This is a genomic window from Leptolyngbya sp. 7M (genome assembly GCF_018128485.1).
The window spans coordinates 5,471,037-5,489,884 of the sequence record NZ_CP070897.1 but is presented as its reverse complement, the minus strand read 5'-3'; the positions used below and the strand labels follow the sequence as shown (position 1 = coordinate 5,489,884).

Annotated in this window: 26 protein-coding genes and 1 pseudogene; 13 read left to right on the top strand and 14 right to left on the bottom strand. The window is 48.9% G+C overall.

Going from position 1 to position 18,848, the window contains the following annotated elements:
* Positions 1-12: 12 nt before the first annotated feature.
* From JVX88_RS28800 to JVX88_RS28770, 7 genes and pseudogenes are all read right to left on the bottom strand, one after another.
* On the bottom strand, positions 13-483 hold the full coding sequence (locus tag JVX88_RS28800) for an N-acetylmuramoyl-L-alanine amidase (protein WP_225931208.1): 471 nt from the start codon (positions 481-483) through the stop codon (positions 13-15).
* Positions 484-526: 43 nt separating this feature from the next.
* Entirely contained in the window at positions 527-1,090 is a 564-nt protein-coding gene (locus JVX88_RS28795; RefSeq protein ID WP_211621950.1) for an ABC transporter substrate-binding protein, read from the bottom strand.
* 82 nt (positions 1,091-1,172) lie between these two features.
* Positions 1,173-1,535, bottom strand: coding sequence for a DUF952 domain-containing protein (locus JVX88_RS28790; protein WP_211621949.1), 363 nt, complete (start codon positions 1,533-1,535; stop codon positions 1,173-1,175).
* A gap of 94 nt (positions 1,536-1,629) precedes the next feature.
* A complete protein-coding gene (locus JVX88_RS41210) occupies positions 1,630-1,776 on the bottom strand; it encodes a DUF4344 domain-containing metallopeptidase (RefSeq protein WP_211621948.1) in 147 nt (48 codons plus the stop codon).
* Positions 1,776-1,925 carry a DUF4344 domain-containing metallopeptidase gene (locus JVX88_RS44510; protein ID WP_410503804.1) on the bottom strand — a complete coding sequence of 50 codons (150 nt, stop codon included), beginning with the start codon at positions 1,923-1,925 and terminating at the stop codon, positions 1,776-1,778. The genes JVX88_RS41210 and JVX88_RS44510 overlap by 1 nt, the downstream gene beginning before the upstream one ends.
* A gap of 144 nt (positions 1,926-2,069) precedes the next feature.
* A pseudogene (locus JVX88_RS28775) lies at positions 2,070-3,023 on the bottom strand (B12-binding domain-containing radical SAM protein); the annotation flags it as partial.
* Positions 3,024-3,597: 574 nt separating this feature from the next.
* Positions 3,598-3,828, bottom strand: coding sequence for a GH116 family glycosyl-hydrolase (locus tag JVX88_RS28770; RefSeq protein ID WP_317134476.1), 231 nt, complete (start codon positions 3,826-3,828; stop codon positions 3,598-3,600).
* 217 nt (positions 3,829-4,045) lie between these two features.
* On the opposite strand from JVX88_RS28770, the gene JVX88_RS28765 reads away from it, so the two are divergent.
* The 10 genes from JVX88_RS28765 to JVX88_RS28720 all read left to right on the top strand — a co-directional run bounded on the left by JVX88_RS28765 (position 4,046) and on the right by JVX88_RS28720 (position 11,549).
* Positions 4,046-4,591, top strand: coding sequence for a gamma-glutamylcyclotransferase (locus JVX88_RS28765; protein WP_211621947.1), 546 nt, complete (start codon positions 4,046-4,048; stop codon positions 4,589-4,591).
* A 523-nt stretch (positions 4,592-5,114) separates the two neighbouring features.
* Positions 5,115-5,438, top strand: a complete 324-nt coding sequence (locus JVX88_RS28760) for a DUF4345 family protein (protein WP_225931207.1) — start codon at positions 5,115-5,117, stop codon at positions 5,436-5,438.
* A 120-nt stretch (positions 5,439-5,558) separates the two neighbouring features.
* Complete coding sequence (locus JVX88_RS28755) at positions 5,559-5,795, top strand: hypothetical protein (RefSeq protein ID WP_211621945.1); 237 nt, start codon at positions 5,559-5,561, stop codon at positions 5,793-5,795.
* Positions 5,796-6,407: 612 nt separating this feature from the next.
* Complete coding sequence (locus JVX88_RS28750; protein ID WP_225931206.1) at positions 6,408-6,719, top strand: response regulator; 312 nt, start codon at positions 6,408-6,410, stop codon at positions 6,717-6,719.
* Between the two features lie 250 nt (positions 6,720-6,969).
* On the top strand, positions 6,970-7,242 hold the full coding sequence (locus tag JVX88_RS28745; RefSeq protein WP_263975292.1) for a hypothetical protein: 273 nt from the start codon (positions 6,970-6,972) through the stop codon (positions 7,240-7,242).
* 445 nt (positions 7,243-7,687) lie between these two features.
* Positions 7,688-8,254 carry a proton-conducting transporter membrane subunit gene (locus tag JVX88_RS28740; protein ID WP_211621944.1) on the top strand — a complete coding sequence of 189 codons (567 nt, stop codon included), beginning with the start codon at positions 7,688-7,690 and terminating at the stop codon, positions 8,252-8,254.
* Positions 8,254-9,003 (top strand): glycosyltransferase, encoded by a 750-nt coding sequence (locus JVX88_RS28735; protein ID WP_211621943.1) that lies wholly within the window; start codon positions 8,254-8,256, stop codon positions 9,001-9,003. Before JVX88_RS28740 ends, JVX88_RS28735 begins: the two co-directional genes overlap by 1 nt.
* Positions 9,000-9,770: a class I SAM-dependent methyltransferase gene (locus tag JVX88_RS28730; protein WP_211621942.1), complete on the top strand. Its 771-nt coding sequence runs from the start codon at positions 9,000-9,002 to the stop codon at positions 9,768-9,770. The genes JVX88_RS28735 and JVX88_RS28730 overlap by 4 nt, the downstream gene beginning before the upstream one ends.
* A complete protein-coding gene (gene pstB, locus JVX88_RS28725) occupies positions 9,725-10,492 on the top strand; it encodes a phosphate ABC transporter ATP-binding protein PstB (RefSeq protein WP_263975291.1) in 768 nt (255 codons plus the stop codon). Before JVX88_RS28730 ends, pstB begins: the two co-directional genes overlap by 46 nt.
* The gene (locus JVX88_RS28720; protein ID WP_317134475.1) at positions 10,485-11,549 is read left to right on the top strand and encodes a metallophosphoesterase family protein; all 1,065 of its coding nucleotides are present in this window, start codon (positions 10,485-10,487) and stop codon (positions 11,547-11,549) included. The genes pstB and JVX88_RS28720 overlap by 8 nt, the downstream gene beginning before the upstream one ends.
* Positions 11,550-11,935: 386 nt before the next feature.
* Here JVX88_RS28720 and JVX88_RS28715 read toward each other — a convergent pair whose 3' ends face one another.
* From JVX88_RS28715 to JVX88_RS28705, 3 genes are all read right to left on the bottom strand, one after another.
* A complete protein-coding gene (locus tag JVX88_RS28715) occupies positions 11,936-12,073 on the bottom strand; it encodes a photosystem II reaction center protein K (protein WP_035996575.1) in 138 nt (45 codons plus the stop codon).
* A 71-nt stretch (positions 12,074-12,144) separates the two neighbouring features.
* Positions 12,145-12,567, bottom strand: coding sequence for a hypothetical protein (locus JVX88_RS28710; protein WP_211621940.1), 423 nt, complete (start codon positions 12,565-12,567; stop codon positions 12,145-12,147).
* 306 nt (positions 12,568-12,873) lie between these two features.
* Positions 12,874-13,566 (bottom strand): sugar transferase, encoded by a 693-nt coding sequence (locus JVX88_RS28705; RefSeq protein WP_211621939.1) that lies wholly within the window; start codon positions 13,564-13,566, stop codon positions 12,874-12,876.
* Between the two features lie 421 nt (positions 13,567-13,987).
* On the opposite strand from JVX88_RS28705, the gene JVX88_RS28700 reads away from it, so the two are divergent.
* Complete coding sequence (locus tag JVX88_RS28700; protein WP_317134474.1) at positions 13,988-14,443, top strand: SAM-dependent methyltransferase; 456 nt, start codon at positions 13,988-13,990, stop codon at positions 14,441-14,443.
* A gap of 86 nt (positions 14,444-14,529) precedes the next feature.
* Here JVX88_RS28700 and JVX88_RS28695 read toward each other — a convergent pair whose 3' ends face one another.
* The 4 genes from JVX88_RS28695 to JVX88_RS28680 all read right to left on the bottom strand — a co-directional run bounded on the left by JVX88_RS28695 (position 14,530) and on the right by JVX88_RS28680 (position 17,435).
* Positions 14,530-15,381, bottom strand: coding sequence for an ABC transporter permease (locus tag JVX88_RS28695; protein WP_211621938.1), 852 nt, complete (start codon positions 15,379-15,381; stop codon positions 14,530-14,532).
* A gap of 151 nt (positions 15,382-15,532) precedes the next feature.
* Complete coding sequence (locus tag JVX88_RS28690; protein ID WP_211621937.1) at positions 15,533-16,018, bottom strand: ABC transporter substrate-binding protein; 486 nt, start codon at positions 16,016-16,018, stop codon at positions 15,533-15,535.
* Between the two features lie 494 nt (positions 16,019-16,512).
* Positions 16,513-16,800: a hypothetical protein gene (locus JVX88_RS28685; protein ID WP_211621936.1), complete on the bottom strand. Its 288-nt coding sequence runs from the start codon at positions 16,798-16,800 to the stop codon at positions 16,513-16,515.
* A gap of 395 nt (positions 16,801-17,195) precedes the next feature.
* Positions 17,196-17,435 (bottom strand): hypothetical protein, encoded by a 240-nt coding sequence (locus JVX88_RS28680; RefSeq protein ID WP_211621935.1) that lies wholly within the window; start codon positions 17,433-17,435, stop codon positions 17,196-17,198.
* 133 nt (positions 17,436-17,568) lie between these two features.
* On the opposite strand from JVX88_RS28680, the gene JVX88_RS28675 reads away from it, so the two are divergent.
* Positions 17,569-17,736, top strand: a complete 168-nt coding sequence (locus tag JVX88_RS28675; protein WP_211621934.1) for a pentapeptide repeat-containing protein — start codon at positions 17,569-17,571, stop codon at positions 17,734-17,736.
* A 259-nt stretch (positions 17,737-17,995) separates the two neighbouring features.
* Positions 17,996-18,688 carry a response regulator transcription factor gene (locus tag JVX88_RS28670; RefSeq protein WP_036003006.1) on the top strand — a complete coding sequence of 231 codons (693 nt, stop codon included), beginning with the start codon at positions 17,996-17,998 and terminating at the stop codon, positions 18,686-18,688.
* Positions 18,689-18,848 lie beyond the last annotated feature (160 nt).

The window sequence follows — 18,848 nt, the reverse complement described above, 5'->3', positions numbered from 1 at the left end:
GCACGGAATTTCTCAGCGACTGCCAGCCATTGCCTGTTGCTGAATATATAGAAGAATGCCGCGAGCAATTGCCACAGCCATCTGATTGCGGAAGTTGGCATCCGCGAGACGAGGTCCATCTTCGCTACCGGTGACGAAGCCGGTTTCTACCAGCACTGATGGCATCGAGGTTCGCCGCAGCACATAAAAGCGAGCCTGCTTAACCCCACGATCGTTCATGCCTAAACTGCTGACGATGCTGGATTGAATCGTCTGAGCCAGTGCTTCGCCACTAGCGTAATAGTAGGTTTCTGCGCCGTTGATATCGGGTCGCTCCAACCCCATCGAGTTGGCGTGAATGCTGACAAACAGATTAGCCTGAGCTTGTTCGGCCATCTGCACTCGCGGTTCCAAATCAATTTCCACATTGCTATTGCGGGTGAGAACAGCTTGGATTCCCTGTTGTTGTAGTAAGGTGGCAACCTGTTGGGCGATGGGCAGCACTACGTCCGCCTCATATAGATTGCCGACACCTACTGCCCCAACGTCAGCTCCGCCGATTGGTTAAGCGTCGGGCTACCTGCCGGAAGTCGTTCCAGGTTTGGGGTAATTCGGTAATCCCAGCGGCAGCAAACAAACTAGGACGGTAGAAGACACCAACATTATTGACGCTAAAGGGAACCGACCAGAGATGCCCTTCTAACTGCATCGACTCAAACAGGGTGGGATCGATGTCTTGTTTGATCGGCAACGGATCGAGCCAGTTTTCTAGAGGCACGATTGCATCCAGTTCCACTAACTGACCCGTGAGCATAGGAGCATACCAGAGCAAATTAGGGGGCACCCCACCCACCACCGCTGATAGGATCTTGGGAATCTGCTGATCGCCCTGCCCCACGTAGAGGGATTCCACCTGAATCTGGGGATGGGACTGGTTAAACCGATCCACCAACCGTTGCAGCACATCCCGATTCGGCGGCGGATTCACCCCATGCCAGAGGGTTAGGTGAATCACATTACTGGCCGCAACCCCAGCCTGACAAGCCGTGAGTCCAATCAAACAAACCACCAAAACCAAACTCATCCGCACCCAGCGCAACAAGTTGCTCATCACATTCAAAACTTACAACTCAAAACTCAAAACTTAAAACTTAAAACTCAGCACCTGCCCCCCAATCACCCAACGCACTGCTTCACCCATTGCTACTCCAACCCTGCCCAACGTCTTGCGGTAAGGCAAAGGTTCCATCAGCATCCGGCTCAAACTGCAACACTTGAACCACCGCATTGCAAGCAATCGGGCCGTAAACATGGGGAAACGCGCCCACGCCTTCCACCTCGTCGTAGCGCAATGTTTCCCCTAGCTGCTCACTGTCGATCCACAGCAAGACTAGCCCCTGCTGGCCACGAAAGAACGAGTTCGCCACCCAAACGACCTGCTCAGCCGTAGAGCAGTGAATAAAGCCTTCGGTTTGCAAAGACGGATGCTGATAAACACCATCTGCTTCAGCCGCCTGCCACTGGGAGCGCTCCGCGATGTGGAAAATTGAGACCATAGAGGGGGTGGGATTGAGTAAGTTACTTTTGCATTGTAGAGCTTCAACTGGATGCTATATAGCTTGTGCTTCAGTTTGAACTTTAGGTTTGCGCTTAATTTTGTCCAATATCCTTCTCATGACCTGTGATGGGCAGTTCGTATTGATCAACTAAGGTATGGCCGAGTTCATAAAAGAAGGTAAACAATCCAGCATTGAGTACTTGATCTTCATATTCTGCCTGTGTTTCAACATCCGCCATTAAAAATCGACATCGTGCTGGATCAGTTCGTAACACATGGAAATTTGTACATTCTCGGGATCGTAGTAGGCGTTTTCTTCACCGCATTCCTCAAACCTGACCAAGATATCGTTAGAAAACGCAAACTGCTGATTTAGAAATAAATACAGATAACAAATTGCGGCTCCTCCTGAGAAGAACCGCCTAGAGCAAATTGATTTGGGGTTTGTGGTTTAATTCTGTTTATAGTCTACTCTTCAGTTTCCAACCCAGCCACCACCATCGCGCAGAAGGCAAAGGCAGTGACCAAAGGTGCGTAGGCCCGCTCGGTTGATGGTTTGGACTGCCTCGACTAACGAACTGCGTGTGTTCTGAAATTTCTTGGTCAGCTCCAGGCTGTCGGCATCGGGGGTTTCAATTCCCAAGAAAACGGCGTTGAAGTTGCACTCCACCATCAGTTGGATCAGCTCTGGATCTTGAGCTAAATCTACCGAGGCTTCGGTATTAAAGGCAAACGGATACTGATGCTCGGCCATCCAACCTTTTAGCTGTTTCAGCAGCAGCTTCACATTGCGTTTGTTGCCGATAAAGTTGTCATCCACCATAAATACGGCCCGCCGCCAGCCCAATTCATAGAGAAAATCGAGTTCGGCCAGAAGCTGTTCGGGGGTTTTGGTGCGGGGTTTGCGGCCATAGAGCACAATAATGTCGCAGAATTCACACTGAAACGGACAGCCGCGCGAAAACTGGACTGACATTGAATCGTAGGCATCCAGTTCCAGCAGGTCATAGCGCGGAATCGGCGTTGTGGTCACATCCGGCCTTTCGCCATTCGGAGCGCGGAAAACCCCTTGCGGCTCACCTCGTTGCACTGCCTCCACAAACAGCGGAATCGTAATTTCGCCTTCATCTAGAATCAAATAATCTGCTCCGGCGGCGAGGGCATCTTCGGGTACAGAGGTTGGATAGGGTCCACCCACAGCCACTCGCTTACCTCGTCGTTTCGCAATCTGGATCTGCTCTAGAAAATCTTGCTTCTGAACGATCATGGCCGACAAAACTACCAGATCGGCCCATTCCCACTCGGCTTCCGTGACTTCGCGCACATTGTGATCGACGAGCTTGTATTCCCATTCCGCCGGGAAAATGGCCGCTGCCGTAATCAACCCCAGGGGAGGCAGCAGTACTTTGCGATCAATTAGCTCCAGAATCTTCTCAAATGACCAAAAAGTCTTAGGAAATAAGGGATAGAGCAGCAGAACTCGCATGAAACGCTCAACCTCACACTAAAGGACACCCATTATCTGAACCAGTTCGCTTGCGTCAATTTTTTGCGGCAGCCAACTGAAGTGTCAGCCAAGGTCAGGACAGCAAACGTCAGAACAGCAAACATTAAGACAATAGGTTTCTAGTTCAGCCTACCTTACTCTGGTTGTTTCTGCCCCGGAGCAACCCAGTTACCATTTGCCCTGAACTGCTCGTTTGGCCGCAGCTTGAGTTGATTCTGTTGAAAGTTATTGATTGGTTTCATAACGAATCCCAATCCTCATGCCGCAAAATCGCCTAGCAAATGATTAAATCTTTGTTACAGAAAATCGTCAACCCATAAGAAATTTTAAGCTAGCTTTACATGCTGGCCAGGGCAATTAGGTTTAACCAACCCATGACCAACCTATGACCAACAAATAACCCGGTCTAGGAGCGATTCACTCAGGAACGCCCGCAAACCCGCAAACTTCGATACACCGTATCTATCTTGCCTGGCTAAATCTGTTTCGTCTGGCTAATGCGGAACCCGGGACTTGAACCCGGAAGTCTTTAACAGACACTAGAACCTGAATCTCAGGCCGGAATTGGGCGAAACACATGCTCGCCGCCGTCGATGTGCCAGAGGTTAAAGTCGCCTCGATGCGAGCGGCCCATACAGCCTGCCCCAAACCCACCCAGCGGCATCCCGTGCCAAGGGCCATCGTCAATATTGCTGGCATAGCGCACCCGATAGGGCCGTTCCCAACCCAAGCCAATGGCTCGCTGCCAAGCACACTTTGGAATATCAGCAGTCAGATGTGTCATTTCCCGATTCTACAGGCAATGGGAAACAATTCTCGCTGCTGGGTAATTCCGAATCTACGGTTATTCAATCGGAATATGTGACATGTCAAGCAGTCTTTGATACAATCACTGCATATCAGCAGGAATACGATGAAAAAAGAGCGCTTTTCGTATTTCTTTTACGGATGCTTGTAGAAATCCCTTGTACTGCTAGCCATTCTTCTCCGACCATTCCACCATGCGAACCACCTCCAGCCAACCCGTTCCTGACAGCAGCTTCAACCCAGCCAGCCCTTCGTTTTACTACTTTGCCTATGGCTCCTGCATGTGCCCGGTGGACCTGAAACGCTCGCTGGGAGAAAGCACCCATCCATTTGTGATTGGTGCTGCCACGCTGGAAGGCTATCGCCTCGGCTTCTTTAGAAAATCGCAGCGGCGCAATTGTGGAGTGTTGGATATTGTCAAAGATCCGACGGCACGGGTCGAAGGTGTGCTCTACCGATTACCTTGGCGACTCAGCCACCGACTCGACGAGCGCGAAGAAGGTTATCGTCACGAAACCATCGAAGTGATTTGCCAAGGCCAGCGCTACAGCCAAGTTCGCACCTATACGGTGATTGAAAAACTCACCGAAGAACATGCCCCCAACGACTGGTACTTTAACGTTGTGCTGCGCGGAGCGGTCACTTGCGGCTTGCCGGAACAGTACTGCTGGAATTTGTTCCACCATATGCATCAGTTGCAGCAGACTGCCAATCAGCTTGATCTACTGCGATCGGCCTAGCCCCCCAATTCTCTAAAGCACACCTCCACGCCATTGAGCTTGGTGTAGATAAGGCATGGTGAGAAGCCACTTTGCTATCTGCGCCTCCAAATGGTTTGTCTCAATCCAAGCGTTAGGCGAAGTGCTTTGCATCCAAAAAACTACTTCATGACTCTTCGCAACTCCTGTATAAAAATCATTGGGCTTTAAGTATAAATACGGCGAAACAAGTAATATTAATTACATTTAATTTAAGCTTTTACTAAATTGGGACAAGCCAGCGGCTTGGTTCTGAGTATGCCCTTAGATAGATTTTGGCAGCATCTTATCTTTATTGTTTCCGATTCTAGAAGTGCGGGAACCTTAGGTATAGTGAATGACTTTCCGTTAACTTTTAACGTGATTGCTATAGGGAACCTAAGGAATGGGGTTATCAAAATGATCCCGGATGAAAACTTGTATTGTGGTCTGGGGCCAACATCAGCTCAAGCGGAGCTGCAGCGCACTCGAACGTTAGAAGAATTGGGGTTGCTGGAATCTGGCAATGTGCCCATTTTTGGGGCTACTTGGCATCGCTGCACTCTGTTTTCCTAAAACCATGGCTGGTTTTGTAGGGCTTGCGCCGATCGAACCATTGGGGATGTCTGAAATTCGTTCGACCCTCGGCAGCTTTTTCCTGGGCTTGTGTGTGGCTTGTCTTTGGCTCCAATCTCCTGACGCTTTCACAGTGCTGGGGGTTGCTTCGTTGACTGCGGCAGTGGCGCGATTTCTTTCCAGTTTGTTTGACCGCAGCATTTCGATTAAAAACTGGGGCGGTGTGGCGATGGAAGCCTTACTCGGCACTCTATTTTTGTTAAGTCGAAATTAATGAATACAAAGTGTTGCAATCAATACACCAGATCTCTATGCATTAGGAGCGATGGCTGAATAGAGAATATGAGCCAACGTGAATATAAAGGTTAACACAATTTTCATCGAGGAATGTGGTATGGCTCAAACCAACGGTAACTCCAAAGTAATTAGTGATCTTGAATACGATCTCCTTGCGGTGCTGAAGAATAAGTCAGAAGCCGTTCAGCTTTATGAGACTTATATGCAAGATGCTCGCAGTGCCGATTCGCAACCCTGTATCGAACTCTTGCAAAAACTCCAGCAAGCCGACAGAGAGCACGCTCAAGAAGTGCGTAGACATTTGCAAGAGGTAATGCAGAAGGGCAAAATGTAGCTCGGCTATAAGAAAACCTATTAGTTCTGACATTGGGTTGGATCCCCTTTGAGAGTCTGCCAATCTTGATGGGTTGTCTTGCTGCCCAAGCTGCTCATGATATCAGTGCAAGCTAAATTGATACAAAATTCTGGACAGACTCCTCTGAGAGCTTGCGTCGTTTCAAATAAAGTGCTCATAGTGCTGTTGAACCTTTAACTCTTGTTAGTTACTTGGCTAGGATCAACAGCCTTTTCTCCATATGGGTATTTGACCCAGAATTGATAAACTAATGCATGCAACTAATAATGCATGCAGTGAGCGGTATTCTCTACTAAATTCTTCTAAGCTTCGACAGAATTATCTCAGACTATTTTAGATTTGCTCATTCAAAAGCATCCTTTTTCGTACCTCTTCTAGTTCTAGCATTGCTCCTATAGGCTTGAGCCATTCAGGTCTCTAGTTCGCTTGTTCCAGTTTGTTCTACGGATCAGGTGCACAATTGGTGTTATAGTTTTGCCATCAAGTGTCAAACGCAACTGATAGAGGTTAAGTGAAATCTAACTTTAGCTAGAGTTAGCTGCGTGATTCGGATCAAGACAATGGATACCAGTAGCGAATATTCTAGACTAGATGCCTGTTATTCCCGATATTGTGTTCTCTAAAATGAACTGTGAAACCGACCGAATTTTAGTCGTTGATGATATCGCTGATAACCTTCTGCTGTTGCAAGCAATTTTGGAAAGCGAAGGATATCAGGTGGAATTAGCTGACAGCGGTCCGGCAGCTCTGGATAGGATCAAAACCGCACCTCCCGATTTGGTGCTGCTCGATGTCATGATGCCTGACATGAACGGCTTTGAGGTGACCCAGCGGGTTCGACAGGTGGCGCAGCTAAACAGACCAAAGGATGCAATATTTCGCTTCATTAATTTGAGTAACTAAAAAGCGGCGAATTAATGAACAAACGCAAATAAACGTAAGCATCGTGTTGAACTTGCCGACTTTACCCTGATGCTTGCGGTTTAATCAGAGTGATTGCCAAATTGCCGCTACTTGAATTTGCTAAATCAAGTCACCCAAACTGAATCAGCTAAACCAAATCCAGCGTCCGTCAATAGAGGTAAGGCAATCGAGGGATGAAATCGTTACCAAGATTCTCTATAACTAAAACAGAATTCAGGAGATTGCAGAAATGATTACTGCTGCAATACACACAGCCAACACTGCTAACCCTGCCCCAACAGATTCGACTGGAGATCATCTGCCTGGGGATCATCTCCGGGCCGAAGTTGAAAAGTTGGCTGCCGAGGCATTTCATCAGCATTTGATCTCAGGCTATGGGGATGGTGAGTCCCCGGATGAGTATCAAATTGTCCTTCAGGGTAAGCCGAGACACTACTCGCTTGAATATGCTCACTCGCTGCTCGCTAATCTAATCGAACACCAAATTTCCCTTGTGGAATAGGATGCCCCGTGGCAAACATTGTTCAGGAGGTTCGAGATACCTCTCCCAGCCTTGTATTCATCTTCCATCCATTAGGGTCTAGCACTAGTGACCTGGCTCGATTGTCGAGTCAGGTTTTTTACGGTGCAGATGGGATGAATATCTCTATTGGCCAGCATCCCGTTGCGGTACTCAATGAAATAGATAGAGACCTGCAACCCTGCTTTCCAAGTTAGGAGACAACCGTAGGGGTGATGGCAACACTAACAGAGAACTGTTGAAGATGAACAGTCTAAACTTGATCACCCTTCAAAAATGGAAAATAACAAACTGTGAAGGCCAGAACTATACCAGCAGTAGGAGTTCAAATTACTTAGCTTTAGTTTAAGAATCTTCTAAGGCAGTCATGTGTCACAATGTAAACGGTTTTGCCAACTCAATCAGAGGCTAGGAGTAGGCGCGAGTCATGGAACCAATATATGAGTACGCCTGGTTGATTCCGGTCTTGCCGCTGGCAGGAGCGATGATTCTAGGCTTTGGACTAATTTCGTTTGGCAAGACAGTTGCCAATATGCGGCGGAGCAGCGCCATTTTTATTGTGTCTCTGCTCGGTGCGGCAATGGTGCTGTCGTTTGCCTTGCTGTGGAGCCAAATTCAAGGGCATCCCCCCTATACGCACATCATTGAATGGGCGGCAGCGGGTGATTTTCGCCTCACAATGGGCTACACGGTCGATCACCTGACGGCGATGATGCTGGTGATTGTTACCACGGTCGCTTTTTTTGTAATGATTTATACCGACGGCTACATGGCGCATGATCCGGGCTACGTCCGGTTTTACGCCTACTTAAGTTTATTTAGCTCGTCGATGCTGGGGTTGGTGGTTAGCCCCAATTTGCTGCAAGTTTATGTGTTTTGGGAACTGGTCGGCATGTGCTCCTACCTGCTGATTGGTTTCTGGTACGACCGCCGCGAATCTGGCCCGAGTATGGGCTACTTTACCGCGGGGCAAAGCGGGTGGAACGCTGGCTGATGAAAGAATCGGACGCTTTTGTCGTCCTGACCGAAAAGGCAAGAGAAATACTCTTTCCGGGATCGAAAGAAACGGGGTTTGACAGGCGTGGGAGGCCAGTGGAAGTGATACCGTGTTGCGTAGATCTTGAGAATCGTTTCGCGGGCGACAGAGAAGTCTTGCGGCAACAGTACAGGGAAAGGCTTGGGCTGAACGGCCGCTATGTGATCGTCCACGTCGGGGCGCTGGGGGGGCTCTATCTTTGTGAGGAGATCGCCGACATAATAGCGGCTTCGCGAGAGCGCGAACCAAACACATTTGCGTTATTCTTGACTCAAAGCGACTCTAAACTCATCGAGCCGCTGTTAAGGGATCGCGGTTTGGACGAAGGGGACTACTTCATCGGAAGAGTTGCCCCGGATGAGATAGAAGGTTTTCTTTATGCGGCAGATATCGGGCTTTCCATAGTTAAGGCCTCATATGCTACGCAGTCAAGGTCGCCGACAAAGATACCGGAATACCTAGCCTGCGGGCTGCCGATAATCGCGAACAGCGGCGTTGGCGACGTTGATATACTGATCTTGGACAACGATGTGGGCGCACTGGTAGAAGAATTTGACCGCGAGGCGTATCTCCGGGCATTTGATAGGATCGAATCGCTAGGAAATATTGCCGGCCGCTGTCGCGGGGTCGCCGACGATGAATTTGACCTGAAGACCGTCGGCGGTGTGAGATATCGACGTGTTTACTTAGCTCTTCAGAAGTCATGAACGTAAAGGAATCGACACCCAACGCTGACCTGTATGTATGGACGGAACAGAACTGCCCGATCTGTGGATCGGCGCCGGACAAGTTTGTTGGTACGCGCGGAGGAGAGTCTCATCGCGAAGGAATCGGCGTTGAATGTGAGGTATGGAGGTGTTCAAACTGTTATCTGATCTTTCCGAATCCAATGCCGTTTCCCAAAGATGGACTTGGCCAGCATTACGACGTAGATGCTGATGAGTATTTTAAGGAGCACGACGCAACGGGACGGTTTGATGGAGCGAAACAGCTTCTTGAAAAGGCAGAGAAAATATTGGGGCATAAAGGCAGGTTGCTCGATATAGGTGTTGGGAGGGGTGAACTACTCTTGGCAGCGAAGGAATTAGAGTGGGATGCTGAGGGAGTAGAACCATCGACCACCTTTGCCGATCATGCCGAAAAGCGAACTGGCCTAAAGATATGGAGGGAGGCGATCGAGGATTCATCCGTGCCCGACAGCTCATATGACGCGATAATTCTTGCGGCGGTTCTTGAGCATCTTTATGATCCGGATGAGATCATTCGGCGCGTGGCCCAGGCCTTGAAACCGGGCGGGATCCTCTTCCTTGATGTTCCTAATGAGGCAGGCCTCTATTTCAGGATCGGGAATGTTTATCAAAAGTTTCGGGGCCGAAATTGGTGCGTAAACTTAGCTCCTACCTTTTCGCCGTACCACGTTTTCGGTTTGTGCTTCAAGTGGAGAACTTGTCAGTTTACTATCGTTCGTTTTTAGCATTACGAGACGTTCATCTCGACATTCCTGCCCAGCAGGTAACGGCATTTATTGGGCCATCGGGCTGTGGTAAAAGTACTTTGCTGCGCTGCTTCAACCGGATGAACGATTTGATTTCGGGAGCGCGAATTGTTGGCAAGATTAACTATCGTGGCTTCGATCTCTATGATCCCGGCGTTGACCCCGTTGATGTGCGGCGACAGATTGGCATGGTGTTTCAAAAACCCAATCCGTTTCCCAAATCGGTCTACGAAAATATTGCCTATGCGATTCGGATCAACGGCTATCAAGGTGATGTTGATGAGTTGGTTGAGCAATCGCTGCACGATGCGGCCCTGTGGGATGAGGTGAAAGATAAACTGGCAGAAAATGCCCTTTCCCTCTCTGGCGGTCAGCAGCAGCGACTTTGTATTGCTCGTGCTCTGGCGATTGAACCGGACGTGATTTTAATGGACGAACCCTGCTCAGCCCTCGACCCGATTTCTACGGCCCGCATCGAAGATCTGATCAAAACCCTCCAACAGCGCTACACAATTGTCATCGTCACCCACAACATGCAGCAGGCTTCCCGCGTATCCCAAATGACGGCCTTTTTCAATACTGCCATCAGCGACACCGGGGAACGCTCCGGTTACTTAGCCGAATACGGCCCCACCGAGCAGATTTTTTCCCACCCTACTCAGCCAGCGACACAGGACTATATCAGCGGACGATTTGGTTGAGATTCTGGTATCGTATGCCTGTAGTCAGTTAGTCTATCACGTCCGGAGAAGCAAAGACGCCATGCGCTGGCAGCGGTTCTTTCTACTATTGATTGTGGGATTGGTTCTAAGCGTGGGTCTGGCCTGTGGGCAGTTTGTCCAGGCTCCTCAAGCATCCGAGTCCCCGTCTAGCGCGCCGGTTGCTCCAGCTGCAACAGCATCACCCCTACCGCCCGAAACCCAAGTGATCCTGGCCAGTGCCGGACCAGCGGGTCTCTACAATCCGTCGCGGGGGGATGTGCGCTTGGTGGTGATTAGCGACTTGAATTCGGCCTATGGCTCAACAGACTACGATCCCGAAGTGGACAAAGGCATCAATCTGCTTCCGTTCTGGCAGCCCGATCTGGTGCTGTGCAGTGGCGATATGGTGGCCGGACAAAAGCCTTCGCTGACGCCCGCACAGATCCGGGCCATGTGGGCTGCCTTTGATCAACATGTGGCCGCGCCGCTGCGGCAAGCCCAGATTCCGTTTGGCTTCACAGTTGGAAATCACGATGCCTCCAGTGCCCTCAGCATTAATGGGGAATTTCTGTTTCAGCAAGAGCGGGAGCTGGCTAGCGCCTATTGGAATGACCCCAACCACGATCCGGGTGTGCAGTTTGTCGATCGGTTTCAGTTTCCTTTCTATTACAGCTTTGAGTACAACGACATTTTCTTTCTAGCTTGGGATGGCTCCTCCAACCAGATTCCTCCCGAAAAATTGGCCTGGGTGGAGCAGACCCTGGACCGTACTGATGCGTTCCAGCTCATCGGTCATCCGTTCGTTCATCTCAATGATGTCATTCAGGGCATCGGCGATTTTGCCAGCTATTCCCGTCTGATCAATCGGCATGCGAACAGAGAAGTTTCCTTTTTTGACCTCGGTCAATGTCCTGAGAAGCTGTTTGAGGTCGAGGCTATCGGTATCGCTGGGTGCTTGTGCAGTGGGCATAGATCGATTCCTTGCAGAGAAGTGAGACAAGAAATTAGACAAACAGTGCTTGCTCTGCACCATTTTCAGAGCGAACACTGTGAATGACAAATAGCGATGTGTAGTAAGTGACTCAGGTATGCAGTTCTACGTGGCGGCAGATAAAGATAAAACTCTGGACTGGTTGGACTCCAAAAGTTATACCGCTCTATCCTTGTCCAAGAGCAGACATACCCACCTTCTACCTTAAGATGTATGGCGTTCTGCTTTCCCCTACCGAAAGATAGATGTGGGATTAGATACTTAGGGAACCAGAAGCCAGAAGTCAGAAATCAGAAGTCAGAAGTCAGGCTTTCCAGATCCGGAGAAGGGGTTGGTCTATTTATGAAAGTGGTCAAGCTTAAACCGCACAGCAAAAAGGGCACCTTGAACCAGTGCCCTACTACGATCGATGCTTGCTGAAATTTATCTTGTCAACCCAAATTTTTTGTAGATTATCTAAAACCAACCGAGGCTTGCCACACAAACGCCAGCAGCAGGAAAAACACGGGAATTACCGGCAGCACGTCAACCAGGGGGTCAAAGATCGAATAGGCTTCAGGTAATTTCGCTAGCAAAAGTGCCACTTCCATGAATCAATCTACCTCTCCAACACGAATTTCATAATTGCCACAGATCTTAACACGTTTCAAGAGCCAAAAATTCACGGCTGGGGCAACAGGAATCCTACGCCCGGTTTGCGGATCATGTAGCGAGCTGTATTTTCGGACGGAGAGCGGTACAGAATCAAGCCATTGCTGTTGGGCAACAAGTAAAAGCGATAGACGGCTTGGGCACGGGCAAGCTGCTGGTCTCGTGGAATCCCGGCATTTTCGGGGAAGTAGCCAGCTCGTTCTACAACTTGATACCCCTCCAGAATTTGAGTTGCTGTGTCATAGATCAAGCGAAAATCACCCTCGAAGTTAGGATCCACTTCCAGTTCGGCTAAAGTTCCAGTCGAGAGGGTAATATCCGTTTGGCTTTCCCAGTCTGATAGGCGAGTCAGCGGTAAAACCCCATGACGGATTTCCGATTGAGCAGTGGCGACCTGCCCCCACAGCACAATGCTGGCCAGTAGCGACAGCATTGATAGGATCGGGGATGATAAGGCTGATAAATTAACCTGCGGTGTAGACTTTAGTTGACCGAAGCTTGGCTGAACGTTTGGCTGTACGAATTTCAAGGGACGGAACTCCTTTTCAACCTGATGATTCAGAGGCTATTGCCTAATCTGGATACTACTCTTTTTGCCGCTCAACTTTGGTGATCTGCTACCAGGCTTAGTCCAAATTTAATTTAATTGATTCACCAAATTTTGATTGGGTTGGGGGAGGGCTGGAGTCAGGTAGATGAAATCGAGCGTTACTAACCCAACAAACAGCCCTGTTGCCATCTAACACGCGCCTTTGCGATCCAATACAACCTGAATCGTCTTCAAGATTAGTTTTACATCATAGGTGAGGGACCAGTGGTGCATATAGCGCAAGTCCATATCCACAATTTGCTCAAAGTCGCTGATGCTGGAGCGTCCGTTTGCCTGCCATTCACCGGTAATACCGGGTTTGACCTCTAAGCGTTGCCAATGCCGATTGTTGTACTTTTTCACCTCATCGACAGTCGGCGGGCGAGTTCCTACCAGACTCATATCACCCAGCAGCACATTCCAGAATTGCGGCAGTTCATCCAAGCTGGTGCGCCGCAGAAACCGTCCTACCCGCGTAATCCGAGGATCGTTATCATTCTTGAACACATGGCCGTTGGCCTGATTTTGCACCGTATGCTTAAGCTGTTCCGCATTCACCACCATCGAGCGAAACTTCCAGATGCGAAACTGCCGCCCGCGCCAACCGCAGCGAGTTTGGCTGTACAGGATGGGACCAGGATTATCCAAATAAATGGCAATCGCGATCGGCAGGAAAATTAAAGCCGTTAAAGTTAAACCTACGAGCGCACCCAAAATATCAAGGCAGCGTTTAGTACGACTGTAAACTGAAGGATGGACATCAGTCGACGTCGGAGAAGCTGAGTTAGAAGAGAACCCAGCCACGGAAGAGAAAATCAGATAAGCCTTGGAGTGAGTCGTCATGGTTAGCGTGTCAGGCGAAAGCAGTGCAAATTTGTTTATTAATCGGTCAATCAGACAGTCGGTCAATCAGATAGTCAGTAGTCAGTAGTCAGAATTCGATTGTTACCATAGGTCTTAATCGAACCCTCCTACTGAGTAGTATGATCCGTTATTCCAATTGACCAACCCGTTTTACGGGAGCTTTATTAAGGCTTTACCTATTTGCAAGGTTTTTAGAAGTACGACCGTAATGTCCGCAGTATCCAGTTAAATTTGCTACACGTTCTGGTAGCTTGAGCGGCTGATTGATTAACCTAAACCGAACTCCGGATGGGGTTAATTTGCTTGAATTCTCCTGATTGGACCAACGCGACACAATTGGCTACAATCACCAGGCTCAGATCAGCCAAACCAGTAATTCAAAAAGCGCAGACCCTTGTGAGTGCTAGAGTATGGGTGTTTGCTGCCCCAAGAAGCTGATATGGAAATTCAGGCCGGAACGCTCTACATTGTTGGCACGCCGATTGGCAACCTGGAGGATATGACCTTCCGAGCCATTGATACGCTGCGACAGGTAGACTTAATTGCGGCTGAAGATACGCGCCATACCGGGAAACTACTCCAGCATTTTCAAATCACGACGCCCCAGATTAGCTATCACGATCACAATCGACGGAGCCGGCTGCCCGAATTGCTGCAACGGCTCCAGCAAAAGCGCAGTATTGCTCTGGTCACCGATGCCGGCATGCCGGGGATTTCCGATCCTGGCTCTGAACTGGTGCAAGGTAGGGTTTGGGCAGAACTGAATGAGGCGATCAAGACGATCAGGGTGGGCAGGGTGAGCATCAGCAGACTAAAGGCCGCAATACCGCCAATCACCCAATTAAAGGAAAGTTGATCGAGCTGAGTGGCAGAACTAGACGCCGATTGCGCTGGTGCATGAGTTGATGTATTCGTTGACGCAGCAGATGACATAGTGAACTCCTAACGAATATAAGCACGGCTCTTTTGACCCAGCGTGCTGAGGCCAATCACAACGGCTAATACAACCGCCAACAAAATCGCCGAAACAGCCGCCGCAAACGGCCCGTTCAGCAATACGACCGCCTGTTGATAAATTAACGTTGGCATATACATTACTTGACCACCGCCAATAATCGACGGAGTTACGAAGGAGCTAACGGTGATGGCAAACACGAGTAGGCAACCAGAGATGACACCAGGCAACGTCAAAGGGAAGATAATTTTCCAGAAAGTGCGCCAAGCTCCGCCGCCCAAACTGGCCGAGGCCGCCGCCAAGCGTGGATCAACCTGGGAGAGGGAGGCAACGATTGGTAGAACCATTAACGGCAATTGAATTTGGGTCATGGCGATCGCCACCCCATGATGGGTAAACAGTAATTTGATCGGCTCTCCAATCAATCCCAGGTTCTGCAAGAAGGTATTCACCAATCCCTGCTTGCCTAAAATCACCACCCATCCAAAGGTCCGTACCACCGCACTAGTCAACAGCGGTAGCAGAATCAAAAACGTCAAAATTCCTTTCCATTTCCCCGGTGCATTCGCAAACACATAGGCAACTGGATATCCCAAAATCAAACAGGCTAGCGTCACCTGAATGCCGAGAAAGATCGTATCGCGCAAAACCTTCAGGTTGACCGGATCGCGAAAGAATTCGCCGTACTGTCCCAAACTAAAGCCAGGTACACCTGCCGCCTGTTGAAAGCTGGAGGCCAGCAAAACGGCCAGCGGTATCACATAAAACAAATGTAAGAAGATGGCCAGCGGCAGAGCCAACTGCCCTTCCCGTGGTGTGAATAACTTGGCAATGTTCATGCTAAATTTTGACCTCCCCTAAAGCACTTAATAATTAAAGCGTTCAATCCAGGCAGCACGTGCTCCCAAGAGCGAGCGACGAGTCAGGCGTTCATAAGTTCGGTAAGACATTGAGAAATATCTCCTGGAACGAGCAGATGAATAAGCAGGTTTACACCTGTACGATCTTGTCAAACTCGGCAACCCACTCAGTGCGGTTCTTGTTGATTGTGGCCCAATCGAGAAATTCTAGTTTGGTCAAGATCTCATCCAGGTTGTTGCCAAGCTTTTGGGCAATTGCAGCTGGGATGGGCACATTCTTGTTAGTCGGCAAAACGTAGCTCATCTCGGTCATTTGGGTTTGAACGTCGGTGCTAATTGCCGTATCGATGTAGGCAGCAGCTAGATCCAGACTGGCAGTGGGATTTTTGACAATGCTCATGGTGGGCGTCAGGGCAAAGCCACCTTCCTTGGGCATTACCCAATCAATATCCACGCCTTTCGACTGCAAGCTGCTAGAGAAATAGACAATTTGATTCTGTAAATCCCAGTAGGCAATCCCGACACCAGCGTGCTCTATTGCCAAGAGGATAGAGCTTGTGGGGCAAGAACTTAAGTCACTAACAACAAACTGGGAGATGTCGGAGTTAGAAGACATGAAACACTAGCAATCCGTGGATCAATAATCTGCTACGCCTGTTTTCGCTTCATACCACCGAGCTTGTACCACGCAGCTCCATTAATTCCATTCCGGCCTGCCCATCCACGGGAACAATGGCGATAGGCAATGATATAGCTAATGACAGACGTGACAATGAATATGGCGGTCCATGTGCTGGTCGCTGATCGAAGCTGAATTGACAGTATAAGCTCTTTAAGTATCTCACTTTGGGGTTTTGCTGTCTTCGGTTGAATTTCGTAAAACAGAATGATTACTAATACCTCGTTACTTATACTCTCCGAAGTGGCGAGCTAGTTGGCAGTTTGGGTGAAAGTACTGAGCTTGTCACTAGAGTAACGAAACGGTGAAGCGCTTTGATAAACTTCCCATCTGCTGTAGAGGCGGATTCAACAGAACTGTAATTTGTTTGCAGCCGGTATTACGACAAAATCTACCCCTACAGCTGGCAGAATAGGCAATTGGAACAACAGCTAACTAAATTGATAGCAGGCTGTTATTCTACCGCTGCCGCGTTCATCATCTTCGTCGCCACCCGCCACGCAGCAAGCTGCAATTGCTAGAACCAACAGGTTGAACAATCGAGAAGGCATAATGATGGCAAAAATCGAACAATTTGAACTTTCCAACATGCGATGATAGGCTCCTTTCTCTTTTTCTAAATCGTCCGAATCTAGAGATGGATGCACCGCGCAATTCCTTATCTCAATCGGCACCCGATTCAGTAAAGGAATTTGAACTAAGAATATAGATTGGAACATTCTTTTAATGAATGATCACTGTAATCCTACTAGGAGAATGCAGTAAGTGGAGCTAGCTTTACTAAATCTTGTTTCTGATTCCATCTCAGCTTCATCTACTGTTTTGTCTGCTGCGTAAACTCGGCGCGTTCCTCTCAATATACTGGTAGCATTTTTTACAGCTAGAGCTAGCGGTGGGTGGAGATGGAGTCGCTGAAGTTAGGTGTATGAACTTGAGTGAACATTGAGTAAACCTGAGAATCTATTTTTGTATAATTGCTAACTGTTTTTGATGAATGTAGCAAATGATGTTCTTGGAATGAATATCCCATAGTGAGTATTGGTTCTAGTCGGGGTCGGCGTTAATGGTTCTAAGTCTCTGTTTGCTCTATTGATCTGCTGCCTGTGTGATTACCTCATTCCAGAATTGATACAACTGCATGAAAGTCCTCAAGTGCGATTGCTCCCGGCTGGGCAACTAGATCCTTAACATGGGATTGCAGCCATCGATGGTATAAGCGTTCGATGAGCCGTTGACGAGTTGTTTCAGTCAGACGAGCCGGAGTGATTCGCTCCAGTCGGACTACCCAAAACAAACCATCGACGGGAATTGGACCATACACGGCTCGCCCCTGCGTGGGGGCGAAGCCCCCCACCCCCCATCCCTCACATGAGTAAAAACGCTGTAATACTGTCCTTTGAATTAGGACAATATGCTTTCGCCACATATAAGCTGAGTCGGAACATTAAACCTTCTAATGTTAAAAAGCTAAATTGAAGGGCAAAAATATGGATGCTCAAGAGATTTTGGCGCTTTATGCCACAGGACACCGGAACTTCAGCCACGTCAGTTTGGTTCAAGTGTGTTTGACGGATGCAAAGCTGATTGAAGCCGAACTAGGGACCGAACTAATCGGTGCTGAATTGATTGGAGCCGACTTACGGGGAGCAGATTAGACAGGGCATATTTAGGTGGGGCAAATTTGACTGGAGATCCAGCAGCTAGATGCACAAGAGCAATCGGTTGTAGTCTTTGTTTGGCAGAGCGGAACCACTACTCCACCCCGAAGCAGCGACAGTAGAGTTACTGGCTGCCAGACAGAGATGGCATTGTCTCATCAGTCCACAATCTTTGTATCCCAGGTCACAATTTAGTGGTCCTTGGTGTAGCACGATCAGGGAGAATAGTCAGTTATTTACTTAGTTTGCATAGATAATGCGGATTCTGTTAGTAGAGGATGATAGTCAATTGACAGAATCTCTGACAGAAGCGCTGGTGGTACAACGATATCTGGTGGATGCGGTCAGAGATGGAGAAGCCGCATGGGAGAGAATTCAAGCCTGGACCTATGATCTAATTTTGCTGGATGTGACGCTGCCCAAATTGGACGGCATTCAGCTCTGTCAACTGTTGCGCAATCACGGCTGTGCAGCTCCGGTGCTGATGCTAACCGCCCGCGACACGAGTCTAGACAAAATCATTGGTCTGGATGCAGGGGCGGATGCCTATATGGTGAAGCCATTTAATTTACAGGAACTGCTGGCCCAGATTCGAGCGTTGCTACGTCGCGGACAGTCGGGAGCTAGCCCGATTTTAAGCTGGGGGGAACTGTCGTTAGACCCCAGTAGTTATGAGGTGATGTATGGACGGTCACCGATCCGCCTGACGCCGAAAGAATTTGCCCTGATGGAAGCCTTACTACGCTACGGCAAGCGAGTCCTGAGCCGAGCTACAATCATCGAACAAATCTGGACATGGCAAGAATCACCAGAAGAGGACACGATCAAGACTTATATCAAGAACTTACGGGCAAAACTTAAAGATGCCGGTGCGCCCAAAGATTTGATTGAAACTGTTCATGGCGTTGGCTATCGGTTGAAGCCGTTGGAGTACTTGCAAAAGCACTGATTCAAAGCATAGCTCACAGAATTTGAGTTCCCTAGCCATCCGTAGGGGATGATAGCCTTGCGGCTCAGGAACAGGCCACGAGCACCGGCAGACCTGATCAATACACACACATATATAGCAAGTAAAGAAACCTTGACATTCTCCCCGATTTCTTCACCAA

Excerpts from the sequence above, each read along its gene's own strand:
- JVX88_RS28715 (WP_035996575.1), bottom strand. The coding sequence starts at position 12,073 with ATGGAAGTGGCACTTTTGCTAGCGAAATTACCTGAAGCCTATTCGATC.
- JVX88_RS28790 (WP_211621949.1), bottom strand. The coding sequence starts at position 1,535 with ATGGTCTCAATTTTCCACATCGCGGAGCGCTCCCAGTGGCAGGCGGCT.
- JVX88_RS28730 (WP_211621942.1), top strand. The coding sequence starts at position 9,000 with ATGAACGTAAAGGAATCGACACCCAACGCTGACCTGTATGTATGGACG.
- JVX88_RS28770 (WP_317134476.1), bottom strand. The coding sequence starts at position 3,828 with ATGACACATCTGACTGCTGATATTCCAAAGTGTGCTTGGCAGCGAGCC.
- JVX88_RS28755 (WP_211621945.1), top strand. The coding sequence starts at position 5,559 with ATGGCTCAAACCAACGGTAACTCCAAAGTAATTAGTGATCTTGAATAC.
- JVX88_RS28750 (WP_225931206.1), top strand. The coding sequence starts at position 6,408 with ATGCCTGTTATTCCCGATATTGTGTTCTCTAAAATGAACTGTGAAACC.
- JVX88_RS28670 (WP_036003006.1), top strand. The coding sequence starts at position 17,996 with ATGCGGATTCTGTTAGTAGAGGATGATAGTCAATTGACAGAATCTCTG.
- JVX88_RS28705 (WP_211621939.1), bottom strand. The coding sequence starts at position 13,566 with ATGACGACTCACTCCAAGGCTTATCTGATTTTCTCTTCCGTGGCTGGG.
- JVX88_RS28740 (WP_211621944.1), top strand. The coding sequence starts at position 7,688 with ATGGAACCAATATATGAGTACGCCTGGTTGATTCCGGTCTTGCCGCTG.
- JVX88_RS28745 (WP_263975292.1), top strand. The coding sequence starts at position 6,970 with ATGATTACTGCTGCAATACACACAGCCAACACTGCTAACCCTGCCCCA.
- JVX88_RS28695 (WP_211621938.1), bottom strand. The coding sequence starts at position 15,381 with ATGAACATTGCCAAGTTATTCACACCACGGGAAGGGCAGTTGGCTCTG.
- JVX88_RS28675 (WP_211621934.1), top strand. The coding sequence starts at position 17,569 with ATGGATGCTCAAGAGATTTTGGCGCTTTATGCCACAGGACACCGGAAC.
- JVX88_RS28690 (WP_211621937.1), bottom strand. The coding sequence starts at position 16,018 with ATGTCTTCTAACTCCGACATCTCCCAGTTTGTTGTTAGTGACTTAAGT.
- JVX88_RS28735 (WP_211621943.1), top strand. The coding sequence starts at position 8,254 with ATGAAAGAATCGGACGCTTTTGTCGTCCTGACCGAAAAGGCAAGAGAA.
- JVX88_RS41210 (WP_211621948.1), bottom strand. The coding sequence starts at position 1,776 with ATGGCGGATGTTGAAACACAGGCAGAATATGAAGATCAAGTACTCAAT.
- JVX88_RS28795 (WP_211621950.1), bottom strand. The coding sequence starts at position 1,090 with ATGAGCAACTTGTTGCGCTGGGTGCGGATGAGTTTGGTTTTGGTGGTT.
- JVX88_RS28760 (WP_225931207.1), top strand. The coding sequence starts at position 5,115 with ATGTGCCCATTTTTGGGGCTACTTGGCATCGCTGCACTCTGTTTTCCT.
- JVX88_RS28765 (WP_211621947.1), top strand. The coding sequence starts at position 4,046 with ATGCGAACCACCTCCAGCCAACCCGTTCCTGACAGCAGCTTCAACCCA.
- JVX88_RS28710 (WP_211621940.1), bottom strand. The coding sequence starts at position 12,567 with ATGCTGTCGCTACTGGCCAGCATTGTGCTGTGGGGGCAGGTCGCCACT.
- JVX88_RS28685 (WP_211621936.1), bottom strand. The coding sequence starts at position 16,800 with ATGTTCCAATCTATATTCTTAGTTCAAATTCCTTTACTGAATCGGGTG.